The organism is Borrelia sp. P9F1, assembly GCF_030436115.1.
GTDB lineage: Bacteria > Spirochaetota > Spirochaetia > Borreliales > Borreliaceae > Borrelia.
On record NZ_CP129414.1, the window covers coordinates 26,088 to 41,634 of the forward strand.

At 35.7% G+C, this 15,547-nt stretch carries 22 protein-coding genes; all 22 read left to right on the forward strand.

Annotated features, from left to right (window positions below):
- Positions 1-56 precede the first annotated feature (56 nt).
- The 22 genes from QYZ68_RS05630 to QYZ68_RS05735 all read left to right on the forward strand — a co-directional run bounded on the left by QYZ68_RS05630 (position 57) and on the right by QYZ68_RS05735 (position 15,546).
- Positions 57-821: a hypothetical protein gene (locus QYZ68_RS05630; RefSeq protein WP_301384685.1), complete on the forward strand. Its 765-nt coding sequence runs from the start codon at positions 57-59 to the stop codon at positions 819-821.
- 608 nt (positions 822-1,429) lie between these two features.
- Positions 1,430-1,702, forward strand: a complete 273-nt coding sequence (locus tag QYZ68_RS05635) for a hypothetical protein (protein WP_301384686.1) — start codon at positions 1,430-1,432, stop codon at positions 1,700-1,702.
- Complete coding sequence (locus QYZ68_RS05640) at positions 1,690-2,421, forward strand: hypothetical protein (protein WP_301384687.1); 732 nt, start codon at positions 1,690-1,692, stop codon at positions 2,419-2,421. Before QYZ68_RS05635 ends, QYZ68_RS05640 begins: the two co-directional genes overlap by 13 nt.
- A gap of 121 nt (positions 2,422-2,542) precedes the next feature.
- The gene (locus QYZ68_RS05645) at positions 2,543-2,686 is read left to right on the forward strand and encodes a hypothetical protein (RefSeq protein ID WP_301384688.1); all 144 of its coding nucleotides are present in this window, start codon (positions 2,543-2,545) and stop codon (positions 2,684-2,686) included.
- A gap of 257 nt (positions 2,687-2,943) precedes the next feature.
- Entirely contained in the window at positions 2,944-3,618 is a 675-nt protein-coding gene (locus tag QYZ68_RS05650) for an Mlp family lipoprotein (RefSeq protein WP_301384689.1), read from the forward strand.
- Positions 3,619-3,769: 151 nt separating this feature from the next.
- Positions 3,770-4,528, forward strand: coding sequence for a hypothetical protein (locus tag QYZ68_RS05655; protein WP_301384690.1), 759 nt, complete (start codon positions 3,770-3,772; stop codon positions 4,526-4,528).
- A 235-nt stretch (positions 4,529-4,763) separates the two neighbouring features.
- Positions 4,764-5,417 carry a hypothetical protein gene (locus QYZ68_RS05660; RefSeq protein ID WP_301384691.1) on the forward strand — a complete coding sequence of 218 codons (654 nt, stop codon included), beginning with the start codon at positions 4,764-4,766 and terminating at the stop codon, positions 5,415-5,417.
- Between the two features lie 47 nt (positions 5,418-5,464).
- Complete coding sequence (locus tag QYZ68_RS05665) at positions 5,465-6,010, forward strand: hypothetical protein (RefSeq protein WP_301384692.1); 546 nt, start codon at positions 5,465-5,467, stop codon at positions 6,008-6,010.
- A 12-nt stretch (positions 6,011-6,022) separates the two neighbouring features.
- Entirely contained in the window at positions 6,023-6,604 is a 582-nt protein-coding gene (locus QYZ68_RS05670) for a hypothetical protein (RefSeq protein WP_301384693.1), read from the forward strand.
- Positions 6,605-6,760: 156 nt separating this feature from the next.
- Positions 6,761-7,003, forward strand: coding sequence for a hypothetical protein (locus QYZ68_RS05675; RefSeq protein ID WP_301384694.1), 243 nt, complete (start codon positions 6,761-6,763; stop codon positions 7,001-7,003).
- A 229-nt stretch (positions 7,004-7,232) separates the two neighbouring features.
- Positions 7,233-8,432, forward strand: a complete 1,200-nt coding sequence (locus QYZ68_RS05680; protein WP_301384695.1) for an anti-CBASS protein Acb1 family protein — start codon at positions 7,233-7,235, stop codon at positions 8,430-8,432.
- Between the two features lie 9 nt (positions 8,433-8,441).
- On the forward strand, positions 8,442-8,948 hold the full coding sequence (locus tag QYZ68_RS05685; RefSeq protein ID WP_301384696.1) for a DUF1357 family protein: 507 nt from the start codon (positions 8,442-8,444) through the stop codon (positions 8,946-8,948).
- 50 nt (positions 8,949-8,998) lie between these two features.
- Positions 8,999-9,604, forward strand: a complete 606-nt coding sequence (locus tag QYZ68_RS05690; RefSeq protein WP_301384697.1) for a DUF228 domain-containing protein — start codon at positions 8,999-9,001, stop codon at positions 9,602-9,604.
- A 22-nt stretch (positions 9,605-9,626) separates the two neighbouring features.
- On the forward strand, positions 9,627-10,553 hold the full coding sequence (locus QYZ68_RS05695; RefSeq protein WP_301384698.1) for a hypothetical protein: 927 nt from the start codon (positions 9,627-9,629) through the stop codon (positions 10,551-10,553).
- A gap of 2 nt (positions 10,554-10,555) precedes the next feature.
- On the forward strand, positions 10,556-10,960 hold the full coding sequence (locus QYZ68_RS05700; RefSeq protein ID WP_301384699.1) for a DUF3890 domain-containing protein: 405 nt from the start codon (positions 10,556-10,558) through the stop codon (positions 10,958-10,960).
- Entirely contained in the window at positions 10,957-11,331 is a 375-nt protein-coding gene (locus QYZ68_RS05705; protein ID WP_301384700.1) for a DUF1506 family protein, read from the forward strand. Before QYZ68_RS05700 ends, QYZ68_RS05705 begins: the two co-directional genes overlap by 4 nt.
- 29 nt (positions 11,332-11,360) lie before the next feature.
- Positions 11,361-11,900 (forward strand): DUF764 family protein, encoded by a 540-nt coding sequence (locus QYZ68_RS05710; RefSeq protein WP_301384701.1) that lies wholly within the window; start codon positions 11,361-11,363, stop codon positions 11,898-11,900.
- Positions 11,901-11,944: 44 nt separating this feature from the next.
- Positions 11,945-13,021: a DUF787 family protein gene (locus tag QYZ68_RS05715; RefSeq protein ID WP_301384702.1), complete on the forward strand. Its 1,077-nt coding sequence runs from the start codon at positions 11,945-11,947 to the stop codon at positions 13,019-13,021.
- The gene (locus QYZ68_RS05720; protein ID WP_301384703.1) at positions 13,021-13,440 is read left to right on the forward strand and encodes a DUF1463 family protein; all 420 of its coding nucleotides are present in this window, start codon (positions 13,021-13,023) and stop codon (positions 13,438-13,440) included. The genes QYZ68_RS05715 and QYZ68_RS05720 overlap by 1 nt, the downstream gene beginning before the upstream one ends.
- Positions 13,441-13,854, forward strand: coding sequence for a DUF1473 family protein (locus QYZ68_RS05725; protein ID WP_301384704.1), 414 nt, complete (start codon positions 13,441-13,443; stop codon positions 13,852-13,854).
- A gap of 22 nt (positions 13,855-13,876) precedes the next feature.
- Complete coding sequence (locus QYZ68_RS05730; protein WP_476390644.1) at positions 13,877-14,125, forward strand: DUF1322 family protein; 249 nt, start codon at positions 13,877-13,879, stop codon at positions 14,123-14,125.
- Complete coding sequence (locus QYZ68_RS05735) at positions 14,122-15,546, forward strand: hypothetical protein (RefSeq protein ID WP_301384705.1); 1,425 nt, start codon at positions 14,122-14,124, stop codon at positions 15,544-15,546. Before QYZ68_RS05730 ends, QYZ68_RS05735 begins: the two co-directional genes overlap by 4 nt.
- Position 15,547: the final 1 nt, after the last annotated feature.

Here is a 15,547-nt window from a genome sequence, read left to right on the forward strand (position 1 = left end):
GACTTACGGTAGGATGTTATTACCAGTTTATATATCGATAAAAAACATTACTCCTAATGGTGGTGTTCTCTGGTGGCAGGGGCAGATACAACGAGAAGGAAAATGAGATGAGAAGAACTATTATGATTATTTTTTTAATATTAACAGTAGCTTTGGTGTCCTGCAAGAAAGATGCACAACCTGGTAGCGCAATGTACAAGTACAAGTATGAAAAGTGCGAGTACTATAAGCAAAAATACGAGAAGTATAAACGTAAAAAGCAGAAGTACGAAAAGAAGAAAGACGGGAAGCTGAAACAGAAAAAACAAAAATATGGTAAGTACGGCGAATATGATACTTGCGACGTCTATAGACCCGATTATGACGAGTGTGTTGGGGGAGGCTGCGAAAGCGTTACTGCATTGAAGATCAGGAGAGATGAATACATTAACGTAGTGATTGACGCAGAGATAAAACTTGAGATAAAAATTGAGACACTAATTAAAAGTGATGAAAAGCCTGTTCAGGGTACTAGTGCTGCAGTGCCAAGCGCAGTAACAGACGTACAAGCAGTATTAGCTGAGCTTGATAAAACCACTATAAAAATATTGGGTGAGCATTTAACGGATGAAAACCTAGAAAAGATAGAAAGCGACCAAGAAAAACTTAAACAGGTTGCTGTAGAACTTGATAAGTTTATTGCTTCAAGAAATGCATTTGTTGAGTACCTTAAAAAAGCATTAGCAGAAGGTGGCCTTAGAGCTGAAACAGCCGGACAGCAGAGTAGTGTAGTTGGAGATATTCAGGGCAGTGAAGCCAAGCTTGCGGCATTAGTGAAGTAACGACTTTAAGTTAAAATTAAACCCGAAGCATAGCAATATGGCCTTCGGGTTTTTATTAATCTCCGCATTCTGTCCATAACTTTAGACAAGGTAAGCAAGGTTTTGAGTTTTTTGCAAAGAACCAGGATTTTACTAGTTTACGGCATGGTGTCTCCCTTAGTCTATGTGAAGATTAGTATAATTGTTTTTCTAACATTAACAGTGATTTTGGTGGTTTGTAGCATCTTAAAGCATTTACTATTGCAAGAGATGCATCTATAAAAAGCATAAAATACCAATAGGCTCGGCATCAGAAAAAGCTTATGAAGCAGATGTGAAGTTAGTTAAGTAAAAATTTAAAACTCTAGTTAAGACGATAATTTAAGGGTATATTGCTATGGTCTTTCTCATTTCTCAGCCTTGTACTGACCTAGTCTGAGCACTTTTTCTATTTCTACCTTTCGATGTATGATCCCGAGGGTCAAATTTTAAATCTTTTAAAATCATAGAGCTTTGCTAATTTAAGACACAATATCGTTATTAGTTGATAATATTCTTAATAAGTCTTTATTATAAAAATAATATTTGTTAAGAACGTTTAAGAATAATAAAGAACAAAAGGAGGGTCTATGAAGAAGAATAGTGTCGTATTCTTGCTAATACTAGCGGGAGCTTTAGTTGCTACTTGCAGTTTAGGCAAAGATGATGATGTAACACCAGACGGTACAAATAAACTAGGTAAGAATGAAGTGTTAAGTGATAAAGCGATAAAAAAGTTAAGTAAGAAAACACCCGTCAATACAAGTAAATCAGGTAAAGATGAAGTATCAGATGGTAAATCACTGAAACAATTACATGGAAAGACACGTACAGACGGTCGCTTGGTGGCGTGTCAGCTGTAAGTGGGACATCTGAAGCCTACACAGACCCAGATACGACTGATAGGGTGGATGATGAAGCTGGAGCTGGTAACGTGGATGCTGAAGTGTTTGATAAATTCGCAATTGTATCGAAGGAAGCATTGTTTCACAGACTGAAAACCAAAATATATAGACACAGAGAAAAAATGGATAGTTTGAGGACGAATTTTGGATCAGTAGCAGAGCAAAATAAAATAGAAGTGCCTGCTGGGGTAAGGGTTCTCTCAGACGGAGATCAGTTTAGAATTCAAGCAAGTCTGGATTGTAACACAAAGGCTATTAAGAATTTAAATACTGTGATTAAGGCATTAAAACTTGACAGTGGAGGCAAGGACACGGAAATAGAAACGGTTAACGAAATACTAGGACTGTTATCCTCCATGGATCAGGAAAGTACCGATTTGTTTTATGAGTGTTTGGAATACAGAATTCTAGAAAAAATTAAGGACGACAGGACTAAAATCGAGCAGGTGGATGCAGAGATTGAGACGTTTATTAGCGCAATGTATGGTCTTAAGGGGTTTTTTAGAGAAATAATAGACACAGCATCATTAAACCCATTTGATATTACATTTGTGAAGACAGAATTAGAGAGGATTAACGATTTACGAACTGCAACGACTAAAGAATATGGGTATCGTCAAGATATGATTGAATCTCTTGTTAATGTAAAAAAGCATTTAGGCTTATTTAGCGCGTAATCAAGCTTAAACTAAAAGGGAGGGCATGTGGCCTTCCTTCATCTCTGCTCTTATGTGTTTTCTTAAGAGATACGTTTCAATTACTGTCGTATGGTATTGAGCACCATTTGATAAGCAGAAGATGGGAATTATTTACGAGAGTGGATGTACTACTTCGGATCAGGGACTTATTTGGCTTGAGGGATCTTGGTATGTGGGGTTTGGGCAGCTCAACTGGGGTGTTAAATTTCAAAGAAATCGGAATTCAGGAATTTTAAATGGATAAGCAATGGTTCTTGTAACCTTTTTTTTCGGGTAACATAGCTTTATTTAAATATTAGTTAAATCCACAAAGGTAATAAGCTTAGAAGAGAAATAAAAATTTCAGAATAGCAATAATGAAATAAGCCCTAAAGGTCTTATTCAAGCTTTAAGGTTAATTTCTCACCAAAGGAATTTTATATTAAATAAGTGTTTATTTTGTTTATTGATATAGACTTATTCTCATAATGGTTGGAGTCTTTTAAAAGAGGAGGAGAGATTATGCGTATTGGTGTTTTATTTGCGTCCTTGGGTCTTGTTGTATTTGGTTGTAGGTTGTACGTTATCGGAGATGATTGTGCAGACACCCCTGAGGCAAGGGAGCGTGTTGCTAGACAGGCTGCGGACAAAAAGGTTGTCTCGTTAGAAGAATCTTTGGATGATGTCCTTGGGTCTCTTTATGAGGATAATCCTACGGTTAGTGCTAAGCAGAAGGCATTCTTTGGGTGGCTAAAAGACAATGATCCTGACTATTCTAAGCGGAAGGAATTAGCGGAAGCTGTGGGGAAGGTTTATGACTTTATTAAAGAGAAAGCTGGGACTTCAGAGGAAATTAGACAAATAATTGAGAAAGGGAAAGACGATGAGGGGATGAAGCGGGCTGGACTTGGGAAGCCTGGTGATCTTAAGACCGATGAGCAAGTAGGTGCTTTGGTTAAATATGTTATGGAACAGCAAGATGATTTGGACTTAGAGGTTGGAAGTAGCAATATAAAGTCATTTTTTGATGAGTTGGGGGCGGTATTTGACGATGATCTTGCTGCTGCGGCTAAAGGCAAAGACAAAGTCGAGAAAAAAGATAGAAGTAATGAAGAGGTTTTTGAGGATCTGAAGAAGTTTTTAACTGATGAGTCTGAAGATGGGCAATTTGAGACTTTAAAAAGTACTCTTGAATAAAAAGAAGGAATTAGTTAAAGTACAAATTCAAGAGCTAACCCTGAAGTGTTGAGAGCTTTAGGGTTAGTTTTGCTTAGAGAGAGGGCCTAGTAACAGGTTTTATTTAAAATTTTATTGTTGCTTTGCCCTGATTAGGGTTATAGGAGAGGAAATGAAGAATGTTAATATTTTAGTGTGCACGCTCGTTTTCATGCTTAGCTGTGGTCTTTGTGGTAAGGTCGCATCTTTAGAGGGAAGTATTGAGGGGCGAGTAGTGGGTCCAGGTGGGGAGGCTGAGTTCTCTGCTTCAGGATCTGTTGTGGCTACAGCGAAAAAAGCTACGGCTAAAAAGAGTGCGTCTGTGAGCTTAAGCGAGGAAGAAAAGCGTTTTGAGAGCCTTAGAGATTTTATGGGCGGTGCTGTTAAGGTGGATCGCAACAGAAAGAATGAATCAGATATTCAAAGGTACGAGGAGAGACGGAAGGACTTTTTTGAATGGTTAGGAAAAAACGATCCAGATCATTCCAAAAGGAAAAGTTTAGTGGATTCCATGAAGAGAGTGCATGCTTTGGTGAAGAAGGGGGCACAAGCAAAGCCTTTATCACATGAATTTAATAATTTAATTGGGTGGATAAAAGGATCTGATGGTGGGAATGGAGCTGGGAAGAAGATTTTAGAAGATGCTGGAATTAATACTATTGGTGATGTTAAAACCGATGAGCAGGTGGATGCCTTAATAAAAGCTGTTCTTGCTAGTTCAATTTGTGACGGAACTGCTTTAAGTGTATTTTTCCAAAAATTAAATGATGTTTTCAATGGCAAGCATAAAGATGAAAGCGAGGTTTTAGCAAAACTTCAAGAGTTACTGACTGATAAAAAAGTTGATGGGCTCTTTGAAGTGTTAAAAAAGAGATTAAGTGAGATTAAATGAAAGATTACAAAATGAGAATTTAAAAACGTAGGCAAAGTACATTATAGACCCGGGGCCCTAGAGTAAAAGCTTTAGGGCTCTTTTTTTGCGGAAGTAGTAAAACTTAAGTTTAAGCGTTTAAGTTGCTTTGTTCTAGCAATTTTTAAATATAGGTAATATAATTAGTAAGCAATATTCATTTAGTTAAATGAATAAATTATCTTGTAATCAACCTTATATGTTAAGGGTGTATTGTTTGTCCAAAATAGGAAGTGTTATTTTAAATGGTGTTGATTTTACCAAAGATGGGTGTGTTGGATTGGGTGTGGTAGATAAGGAAGAAGTTTCTAATTATTTAGGTATGAATCGTGATGTTAGTTTAGCTAGGAAGCTAGAGAAGATCGCACTTGATGCTTTAGATACTGTTGTTGCTAAACTGGATTTGGTTTATTCTACTCCGATTTTAAGGGAAGTTAGTTATGAGATCGATAGAATAAAGGAAAAGGTTGAAATTGTTTCTGCCGTGACTTCCAGGCTTAATAAACATCTTTTACTAATAAGAGATAAGTTTTATCAAGAGATTGGTTCTTCATTTGTAATGCAGGTTACAGATAACATATTGGATTTATTTTATTGGATTAGGATGGATTTTCATACTATGGATGAAATTGAAAGGCGCATTAACCAGGGGTTAAGTCATACGTACAACGAGCTTGAGTTAATAGAGGAGGCTGAGGGGGAAATTAGAGAGACAGAAGATATAGAAAGGGTTAAGATTTTAAGCGTGGTGCTTGAGGTTTTAAAGTCAACTTTATCCGCAGATAAGGCCTTGATGCACATAATTCACATGTCAATCAGGGCTTCTAGGGAGTTTGCCATTAGAAAAATCGATAGAGTTGTACAAGATTAATGCTATGTAGTAAGGGTTGAAAATATTAGTATAGGAGGTAACAATTTATGATAAAGAGAAATATTTCTTTAATCTTGTTATTGTTTTTGTTAAGTTTATTTATGTCTTGTGAGAGTTCATACAAGGAAGTAGAAAAGGTTTCAGTTGAGTATAACAGCAATAATAGTTATGCGGGGTCAATTAATTTAACCTTATTAAATGGTTACGATTCTTTTTTGTTAAAGTATGATCTTTTCACAGAAAATTGTAGCGTTGAGGCGCAGTTTGAGGGAAAAGATGAGCTTTTGGTTAAGGATATAAAATTGACTGGAAGTGAGATTTGTGTTTCACCCGATGCTGACAAGACAGTTTATGAGCTTGATGGTTTGTGGACAATGAGTGTTAATATTGATTTGGGTCGTTGCATAAGGGAATGGAAGGAGTTGGCAAATAAGGCTGGTGGACAGAATCTATCTTTTTTCCTTACCACTGTTGGTAAGGAAAGTGGTGTTAAGAAGGACTATGCTTTCAAGGTTAGCTCAAGGAATTTGCTCAGATTTATTGAGTCTATTGAACTTGTAAATCCTGATGGATTTTCTAGTAATTTTAGTTAGTGAGGTGTGTTTATGAGATTTGTTTCAATAATTTCCATATTGCTTTGTCTTTTAGGTTTATCTTCCCTTTCAGCAGGTGTTTTAGAGTCTTGTAATAAATATTTTTGCTCTAAGACTTATGAGGCAAGATTGAATCATGCTAATAAAATAAGAAGTGTTTTGTTCCAGAAGGAAGTTTTAAACGAAGAAGGCGAGGGATATCAGGACTACGAAGAGTCTTATAAGGAGCAGTTGGGGAAGTCTTTCCCCTCTTATCGTTTTACGTTTAATATATTTGGCGAGAAGAGAATGCTTAACTTTAAAAATGTTATCTTTGGAGATTTAGATGCACAGATGTCGATGTTTAATATGACAGAGCGTAGTGTACAGCTTGCAAATATTAAGGATTTTCACATAGAGCCTGTTGAAAACAATAAAAACCTCCTAGATTTAGTCTTTCCAGTGGAGGTAAAAAATACTTTAGTTGTTTATCTCAGGAAGGAACTTGTTGATAGACTTAAACAAAAAGATAAACTCAAATTTATTTTAGTAGCTCATGATGACACGGAGTATGATGTTGAGCTTTTCAATTTTTTAAAAGATCATGATTTTTAGTTAAATTTAATAATGATTAAGATCCAAGCTTAGGAGGGAATGTCTACTGAGGCATTCCCTCTTTGCCTGTTAAAAATATTAAACAAATTTCATGACTTGGGCATGATTTTAGATTAAGTTGAGATATAGTTCTGTTCAACGGGCGGAGGTAATTCCGTGTTTTTGATGCGAGAGGTCTTTTTTTTGAAGAGTAGGGAGTTATTCAAAGGAATCGCTGGGGCTGTTGTCGTGCTCACGGGGTGTGCTCGGCTTGTCTTGATCGTATTGTTGGATATTATTGAGTTTGTTTTAGTACTGCTGGAGGGTGTAATTGATACGTTTTCTGGCTTATTTTTTAGTGTGAACAAGTTGGTTCAGCTGCTTTGTTTGGCTATACTGCCTAAAAGGGCGAATCTCTAAAATACAAATGAGCAGCAGGTAATGGGCTCTTTTAGTGCTTATTACCTTATGTTGATTTCATTCATACATTCTTCTTCTAGAGTTCATGAATAGATATTTCTAACCGTGAACTCTTTGTTTGTTTAAGCGCAAGTTTAAGAGTAAATACTTAAGAATTAGTCTAATTTAGAATTAATTATTAATTTGTAATGAGTATGCAAAATTGGTTTTTTTTGTTACACTTAAACATATGATATTTAAAAAAGGTTTTAACAGATTTGCGGGTGTGTTGAGTTCTGGAGATAAAATAAATCCTTTGGAGCTTTACAGGTATTCGGTATTTTTCAGGAATTACATCGAAACGTCAGCAGAGGATGCTTTGCGTCTTGGTATTAGGCTAGATTTTTTAGGCTCTTTTTGGGTTGACTCTAGGTTTGATTTACTACCTTTGGAGCTGGAGCTTAAGGAAGCCCTTCTTGAGGCTATGATAAGTTATAGATTCAATGGGGCAGGGTATATTTTAATTAAACCTAAGTCTTTAGATGAGGATTTAAGTAGAGGGGTTAATGATGAATTTCCTGCTGGGTTTAAATACTTAGACTATGGACGGGTTCGAGATGATCGTGAGAGTGATTATGTGGAGTACTTTCGGGGAGATGGGACTGGCATTTTAATACACAAGAGTAGAGTTATAGTACATGAAAATTTTGATTATATATTAAGATCGCATGCGCCTGTTTATACACAGAGTTTACTTCTAGATATTTGCCTACTGGAGCAGATCTACCTAGAGATTGAGAAAAGAATTGAGCAGTACAATTTTTTGTTTTACAGGGATGAGCAGTTGGTTGGACTTGTGGAATCTTTGCATGATGCTAGGACTCAGGTTAGTGGGCAGGGTAGGAACAGGGGATTATTTGCCACATTTTTTAGCAATTCTGACAGACAGAATAGGGCTTGTATGGGTGAGGAGGGACTTGGGAGTGTGCTTGCAAAACTTAAGGAAGGATTGAGTAATGATGGAATATTTTACAGTGCGGATGAGAAAGCCAGTTTGGAGGTAATAAAGTACGACCTTGCCTTTTTAAAGGATGCATTTGATTTGGTTAAAGCAAAAATAGGAGCAGATACCAAGGAGCCATTAACTCGCAGTTTTAATGAACAGGTCAAGGGGTTAGGTAGCGATGGGAAGGGAGACCGAACTAACTATATTGATTTTTTGTGTGCCGTACAAGAGGCGGCTGCGGTCGCAGTTAACAGTAAGCTTAATAAATACTACAGGTTAAACATGAGGTTTAATGATCTGATGACATTAAGTGATGATCAAAGATTGGAGCAAGACTTGAAGGTTTTAGATGCATATTCTAAATATTTAGAGATTATAAAGCAGAATTCTTTAAGTAATGTTGAGATAGAGGCACTTAAAAATAGGTTAAATTTTTCATTTTAAGGAGGTTTAATGAAGGATTTGGAAGAAAATTTGGTGAGTAATGCGAGCTTGGGTGAGGTTAATGAACTGAGCAATGACGCTACGGGGGATGAATTATTTAGTAGAGCCGTTTGGATAACTAGACTTGCTGATGACAATTTAAGTGAGGGATATAACACTCAGGGGCTTTTAAATGCGGGGAATTCGTTAACTGAGGTACTAGACATGCAGTCTCTTGAGCTTATAAGAAAATATGTTAATAGTAAGCAGATATTAGCAATTGCAGGTACTCTTGATATTGCTAACATAAGCTTTAAGACTAAAGATATGCTTTTAAGGCTTGCTAGTGTAAATATTGATGCGTGCAAGAACAGTAATAATTCATACAGCCTGATGACCTTTGGTAAGACGGGCTTGGTTGAGGAGTTAAGTTTAGGTAATAAAGAAGTTGTAATTAATAATTATAAGGACTTAAGGCAGGCCATGCTTAATGAGTGGGGACAAATTAGGCAAGCATTTTACAGCACTAGGTCTTAAGGTTTAATTTAAGGTTTTTAATTTAAAAATAGATATAAGGAGAATATTTTATGCAGGACAAAAGTGATCTGGGGGCAGGTTTAACCACATTACAGCAAGAGAGGGGCAAGTTAGGAAGTGAATTTACATCCCCTAGACAAAATAAGCAAGCATTGGTTTTAGAAAAGCTTAGGAGTGTTAGTTGTAACACGTACCCATCAGTTTTCAGCAAACCTGACAAATTTGGGTCTGGGGACTTGTATTTTGCACACAAGGGAGGACTTAAGTTTTTTGCGGGGGAAAAGTTTGAAAATTATCAAGCTGTTGATTTTTGCTACAAATGTGGGGTGAAGCTTGTTGTTGGTGATGGGGTTGAGGCTAGAGTTGCACGAGGTGGGGACGGTGATCTTTATGGTGTTTGTCTGGACTATGATGAGTTTACCAGAACAGCAACAGTTGTCTCGGTTGCTAGTAGTTTTGAATGTGTTTTGCTTGCTAGTGAGGACGTTAAATCTGGGGATAAGTTAGCTTTTGATGAGTCGGGTGTGCTTAAAAGGGTCCAGAGTAAGAGTACTTACATGCACGCATTAGCCTTAAGCGATGCTTTACAGTTTAAAGATCAAGCTGGGTACTACGGTGCAAGAGTTATGCTTATAAGCAAGCCAATAGCAAGTTAGTTAAAAAAGGAGAATTAAAACATTGAATGAAAGTCTATTTAATAATGAAGAATTTATAAATACCATAAGGGAATCTTTATCTGTTCAAAGACCAATACCGGAATACTATCATTTCTTTGATAATGAGCAAGTAGAGGTTAGTGATGTATCACTTGCAAGTGAGAGAGTTGTAAAGTGGCATTCAAATCTAACAGGACCCCCGACACTTAAGGTTAATGATTTTAGTACGGTTGCTACCGTTAAGTTTAAAAGACAAGTATTGTCCCTTAACTATTTACCGTTTCAATATGCATTTACGTATTATGCTCCTGACGGGAAGTTGGACATACAGGCTGTTAATAATATTAATATGAGTGAGGGGCTTAGGTATTCAATATCTGAGATACACAAACTGATAAGTGCTCACTACTTAAGAGGTGGACTTTGTTTTTCAAATGAGAAGCAGAAGAGAACACTTCTTGTTGATGCATCTAATCGAGAGACCATGTATGGACTACTTAATCTTCCAGGGCAGATAGATAAGACAGTACAGGTAGCAGAGGCTCTCGATTTAGTCAAGGCTTGCAATGCTGAGATTGGAGAGATTAATTTAGAGGACAACAGAAGTGTTCCTTTTAAAGTTTTAACTACCCCTAGGATTAAAGGTCTGTTGCTACAAAGATTACCCAATAATCATTATTCATACAAGGATATGTTATTTGATTCCTTAAGAGCAATAAATAATGACGCTGATATTGATCTTGAAACTACGAATTTACTAGAAGATGAGATGTTAATTTATCCAAGAAGCCCTAGACTTGTGTTGTTAAAGGATGGGCACCCGCCCGTGCTTAATGCATATACACAAATATCGAGTAGTAATTTCAGAACTAGTTTTCTAGATTTTTCTATTGGTAGCATTCTTGCAAGCGAGAATTCGATACTTAGATTTAAAGTAACTTGGAATTAGGGATGAATTGCGCTGGGATTTTAAGTCCATTGGAAGAAACATATGCTAGGGTACTAGGCTTACTTATGCTTAAGGCAGAAGAGTTCAGCATTAATGAATTTCATATGTATTTAAGCTTGCTTGAGGATGTCTTGCATAGCAGGGAAATCGGCATAGAAGATTTAAATGTAGGCAAGGTATTTCTACTCATTTACTATTTTCTAGGATGTGAACTTAAGAAAAGGGGTAGGCTTACTCATTTTGACTCTAGTAAAGTAAAGTCAGAGAAATTTAATGAGATATCGGTGGAGTATTGCGACTATGTGGTAAGGGAAGAGGCTGTAAGCAAAGATTTTTGTATTGCATTTAAAAATTTATTGGATGAAATTACTACAGATAAAAACAGAGTGTTAATAGGAGTTGTATGATGAATGGAGTTGAGGCAGTTAACTTGTCTTTGAGGAACAGTATTAGAAGATATGCACAACCTATGTTTTTACTTAAAAAGTTGTTAGTTAAGAGAGAAGCTACTGCTTCTTATGAGAAAAAAATTAATAAAGATAATGTTACCAGGTTTGCTGGTGTTTTCTTACCACTTACAAGAGAAGAAAAAATTGAACTTTTTGATGCAAAAATTCTTGCCAATCAATTCTTTGCTAAAGTCTATACAATAGATTTTCTTGATTTCAGGCCAGAAGAGCATGTGATGGTTAATAAAAATTTTCTAGAAATCATCAGCATAACGGGGTATTCTCAAAATGAAATTGGCTATACCACTTTAATTCTTCAAGGGCTTTAGTTGCGTGAAATCAATTAATTGGTAGATGTATGTTACTAGGTTTATGTGAATCTCAAGAATTTTTAATAAAAATACTCCTTAAGTTTAAGGAGTATTTAAAGAAGGCTTGCCTGGAAATTGAACTTTTAAACCTAAATGGTAATCTTTATTTAAGCGATTTGCAAGATAATCATTCAAATTTACTTGTGGTAAAGCCAGAAGGTTATGAGGGACTTTCTCCTCGCGAATTAAGGAGTGGTGGTTTTTACAAGAATGTTAATGAATTTGGTCTAGACTTTACTCTTCATTTTATGGGATTTGTTAGGGATTTAAGCGAATCAGAGCTTTACTGCAATTTGCATGGCATTTATGAACATTTTTTAGAGTTTTTGCATTTAAGTGCTCATAAATTTGAATTTACAAAAAAGCTTAAGAGTCCATATAGCTTATCGCTAAATTATTACATAAACGCAACAAGTAATTTAAGTAATAACGGGTTTATAAGAATTTCAGGGAGAAGAAACAGAGCAGTTCTGGGGTTAAGTCAGACTTACAGAGCAAACATACAAGCCATTGAGATTGCAAGTTAAAATTGAGACTGGAAATTAAAAATTAAATTTAAAAAGGAGAATATATGCCACAAGATACAATTAATGTTAATTTTATTGAAAATAAAGTTAAGCTAAATGATGTTGGCTATTACAATCCCTTGCTTATTTACAAGAGTGATTGTTTAAGTAAAGGGCATTTTGTTTTAAATATTTCAAATTACAAAGAAAGCATAGCATCCATTGGGTTAAGGCAGGAATACAGCAGTGACGAAACTCGAAAGAAGACAGCTGAGACACAGCGCACGCTTCTACTGAGTAAGTTTTCTTCGCTTTTTGCATCCGACGGCTTAAGGTCTGTTGATTTGCACATCTATCAAGATATTAAAGAGATAGTGAAATTTCTAGGGGAGCATGTACACACCTTTGTGGTATTCACAGAAGAGGTAGCGGAAGGTTCCCTAAAGAGTGATTGTGAGGCTTTAAAAGGACTAGCTAAGTTTATTGTATTGCCAACTAAGAGCAAGGATTTGCCCAAGGGTTTAAAGGATAAGAATGCTAGTGAGCTTGATGGGATAATTCTTATTTATGTGGGAGATAATGATGATCTACATCTTAAGTTTATATCTCAATATCTACATCAAGCGTCAATTTTTCACTCTGTAAATCCTTATGGACTTACACTTAAAGCAGGTCCAATTTATGATGCAAGTTTAATTAATTCGTTACGAGCGAACAATATTAATTTTTATTCTCTACTCAATGAAACGGGAAGAGATGGGGTCTTGGCATTCAAAGAAGGGGTTGATCTTGCCGGTAATGCAATTGATGAGGCCTTTACGTATTATCTCTTAAGAACAGAAGCCACGCGCGAGCTCATTCGTATTTGGAGTCGCAACAATAGACAAAATAGTAAGCTTAGTCAGTTAAAAATTGGACAAGGCAATAATGCTTACACAGCAGGACTTGAGTGTTTATTTAAAAGTTTCACAGACTCAGGACTGATTGTATCTTTTTCTGACATTAAACTCGAGCTTAAGGCAAGCAATGGATTGGCATTAAATTTATCAATTAGAGTTAAATACAATGACAGTTTTAAAAGTGTTGTCCTAGACATAACTAGTGATGATATTAATGATTATTTAAAAAGGGAGGCTATTTAATGAAGGAATACTACTCACTAGATTTAGTGTTTTTTAGCTTTGCGGGTGTTCTAGTAGATAGGGGGAAGATACAATATTTAACATCTCCTTCTACCATGGCTACAGCAAGTACGGAGGACAGAAATGTTCCAATTCCTAGTTTCAGAGATCCACGTACGGTTACGCACATATTCAATTTAGAGATAACCAAAGGCACTCTTGACTATAAGCTTTTAACTAAACTTAGCAATGAGCAGTTTTACTCTAATAACTCAAAGGTAGAAAAACTTAAACCATTGGTATTCAATGATCAAATGGGACTTAAAATTGTGTCTAATAGTGCATTTTTTGCAGAAGTGCCAAGTAGGAGTTATGCAAATGATAATGAAACTGTTAATTTTGTAATACATGCAATCAATTGTGAAGTTGAGAGGGACTAGATGCGGTACAGGTTAAAAATTTTATCTAAAGACAAGATTTATGAATATACATTAAGAGATATTCCTATGTATGAATGGGATTCCATTTTGGGATTTGATGTTAGTCAGGAAACCTTAAGGCGTGAGCTTAATAACATTTCGGTACTTAAAAGAATAAGTTCTTTAATGATATCTCCTGTCTTCTTTGATGAATTTTACGAAATTATTAATAATAATAGAAGACATTCATTTTTGTATAAACATGCCCTCCCCACCATTCTTTTTGCTGTTCAGTATTCTTTGGTAGAAAAAATTGAAGGACTTAAAGAACCTAGTTTGGTTTATGTTGAAAGCCAGCAAGACTCTGGTGGAGATTTTATTAAGTATTCTCATATTGATAATAGGTGGAATTACGAGAGCCTAGTTTCTTTGTAATTATTAGATTTGTATTTAAAAAGTGAATTTAAATAAAGGTACGATAATGAATCATAATACAACTTTAAATGATTATTTCTCATATTTGAAATACTTAAGGAGTCAGGCTTGTAAGTATTATTTCCCAGTTTTAATGGGTGTTTGTACTTATGAGGATGTAAGGCAATTTAAATACACTGAACTTGTGGAAATCAATAAAATTGCTAATTTAAAGCTTAAGAAGGAAACTTATGAAAGATTTTTAGCAAAAAGGGCGTGTGAGGTTTTATGAGATGCAGTCCAGAACAGCAGTGCGAAAGGGAATCTGTCTTTAGTAACACAATTAAAGATTTTTTTCTACACCACGCCCCTTCCCTAGTCAGGCCCTTGTTTCCTCTTGACTTAAAGGTTTTAAATCAAGAAAACTTCCTAGGAGAGCAGATTGGATCTTTTCTTGCAGGGATGCAAACACAAGACGATTTATCCAAAGAAGGTATTAATAATACTAATTTGTCTAACCTCCCCTTTATTGGTGCTCCAGAGTCAGATAATGATCTAGATTTAACCACAGAAGAATACAGCACACCAAGATTCCACACAAGAAGGGGGTTGCTTGATTCCTTAAGCCTGGAAGGCAACAGTGACGAGAAAGTCTTATCTGGTAGTTTAATTGAAAATCTTTTACCAAAATTAATGCGTTTACTGAATCTAATCCCCGATACCCTAGGCTTTGCTTTAAAAAGCATTCCTAATAAGAGAGAGGGGCTTCTTTCTGGTAATCTCGATTCTAACTTAAAGGAGCCTAGGAAGCTTGATTTTTTAAATAACCCAGATTCCCATCTTTTTTCTGCAGACGCTCAAGATAAATTTAATATTAAATTAGATTTGCACAAGGATCCTAAAGAATTTAACTGGAACAAACAAGTTAATAGTATTAGTAACACCAATCATGAAAAACTAAACATGGATTTAATGTGGTCAAGTGGTCCCAATCTTGCAGGTATTGAAGATGTAACTTATAGTAATGCTGAAAATAAAAGCATTAAAGACATCCTAGCAGATACGGGTAAGTTTGAAACTCAAGTAGACATGAATGATTTCATTTTAAAGACTTGTGGATTTAAATCCTTACTAGCCAGATTTAAGTCCACGAGTCGTGACGAGACATTACTCGATACGGTTAAACTTGCAAGCTGTCTTAAGTCTGATGCTTATATGCAAGACAATGAAGAGGCTGTGTCTGTTGTGTATGATTTATTTAAAGGCGATCAGAGACGTCTAGATTCAATTAGTAAGAAGACATACAGCAAAAGTAATTCTTGTGTGCTTGAAAATAAACAAAGCAACGACTTTACAAATACAGATAATGCATGTTTAACCGGCTATTTAATAAAGAATAAGCTTAATAGTGCACTTGAACGCTTTAGTCGAAATTTAGACTCAGATCAAGTCTTAAATCCTAGTAGCATTAACTCATCGGGTTTTAAAGATAATGTTCAGTTACTTACAGAACAAATCAGAGAGCTTTTAAGTTGTTTTGGTTCCCTAGATTTAGCAAAAAATATTGTTGAACCTTTAAGCGATGCTTTTCTTAATATGGAAAATGCCATTAATAACTTAACAGATTCATTGAAAGTAAGCGTTTATGGGAATCGTTTAAGTAACAATATGCATGATTACAAAGCGGGTAGCGAAAGCTCCCGCATGCCCTAGG